This is a genomic window from Streptomyces altiplanensis (assembly GCF_053591575.1).
Genome location: NZ_JBSFUB010000230.1, coordinates 1 through 1367, shown reverse-complemented (window position 1 = coordinate 1367; position 1367 = coordinate 1). Strand labels below are relative to the sequence as shown.

At 72.4% G+C, this 1367-nt stretch carries 1 protein-coding gene; it reads left to right on the top strand.

The window, feature by feature from the left end:
* Window positions 1-131 precede the first annotated feature (131 nt).
* Window positions 132-1316: a cytochrome P450 gene (locus tag ACWD0Y_RS36640; protein WP_450264575.1), complete on the top strand. Its 1185-nt coding sequence runs from the start codon at window positions 132-134 to the stop codon at window positions 1314-1316.
* Window positions 1317-1367: the final 51 nt, after the last annotated feature.

Here is a 1367-nt window from a genome sequence, read left to right as displayed (position 1 = left end):
CAGGCGGGGTGTCGGGCGGCGGCGGGGCGACACCCCAGACGCGCGCCCCGCCGCCCGCCCCCCGGCGCACCCGCCCGCGCGGCCGGGACCGACGAGCACACCCGCACCACCGTCCAGAGGAGAACCCCCCCATGACCACGTCCCAGGAGCTGCCGTCCCTCAAGGGAGTGCCGCCCACCGTCCTGCGGCTGAGCCCGCTGCTGCGCGAGCTCCAGACCAGCGGCTCCGTCTGCCGGGTGCGCACCCCCGCCGGTGACGAGGGATGGCTGGTGACACGCCACGCCGAGCTCAAGGAGCTGCTCCGCGACGAGCGGCTGGCCCGCGCGCACCCCGACCCGGCGAACGCCCCGCGCTACGTCCACAACCCGTTCCTGGACATGCTCGTCAGCGACGACGCCGAAGTGGCGCACAAGCTGCACAGCGAGACCCGCGCCATGCTCACCCCGAACTTCTCCGCCCGGCGCGTGCTCAACATGATGCCGAAGGTCGAGGCCATCGCCGAAGCCGTGCTGGAGAGCTTCATCGCGCAAGGCCCCCCGGCGGACCTGCACGGCGGCTTCTCGATGCCGTTCTCGCTGGCCGTCCTCGGCGAGCTCATCGGTGTGCCCGCCGAGGACCGCGAGCTGCTCGTCACCCTGCTCTCGCAGATGGGCGGACTGGACGACCCGGACACCGTCCAGGACGGACAGCAGGACCTCTTCGGCTATCTGGTGGAACTCGCGGGCCGCAAGCGGGCCGACCCCGGCGACGACGTGATCTCACGGCTGTGCGTGAAGGAGCCCTCGGACGCGCGCATCGGGCCCATCGCGGCCGGGGTGCTGTTCGCCGGACTGGAGGCCGTCGCCAGCCACATCGACCTCGGTGTGGTGTTGTTCGGCCTTCACCCCGAGCAGCTCGCCGCGGCCATGGCGGACCCGAAGGCGATGGCGGGCGCCGTGGAGGAGATCCTGCGGTCGGCGAAGGCCGGCGGCTCGGTCCTGCCGCGCTACGCCACCGAGGACGTCGAGATCGGCGGCGTCACCATCCGCTTCGGGGAGCTGGTGCTGCTCGACTTCACCCTCTCCAACTTCGACACCCAGGTCTTCGACGACCCCGAGGTGTTCGACATCACCCGCTCGCCCAACACCCACCTGACGTTCGGTCACGGGATGTGGCACTGCATCGGCGCCCCGCTCGCGCGCATGCAGCTCCAGACGGCGTACACCCTGCTCTTCACCCGGCTGCCCGGACTGCGCCTCGCACGTCCCATCGAGGAGCTCCAGGTGCTGGGCGGGAGGCTCTCGGCCGGGCTCACCGAGGTACCGGTCACCTGGTAGCGCCGGCCGCCGCGCCGCAACGGGCTGTGCCCCCCACCACCGGTGGGGGGC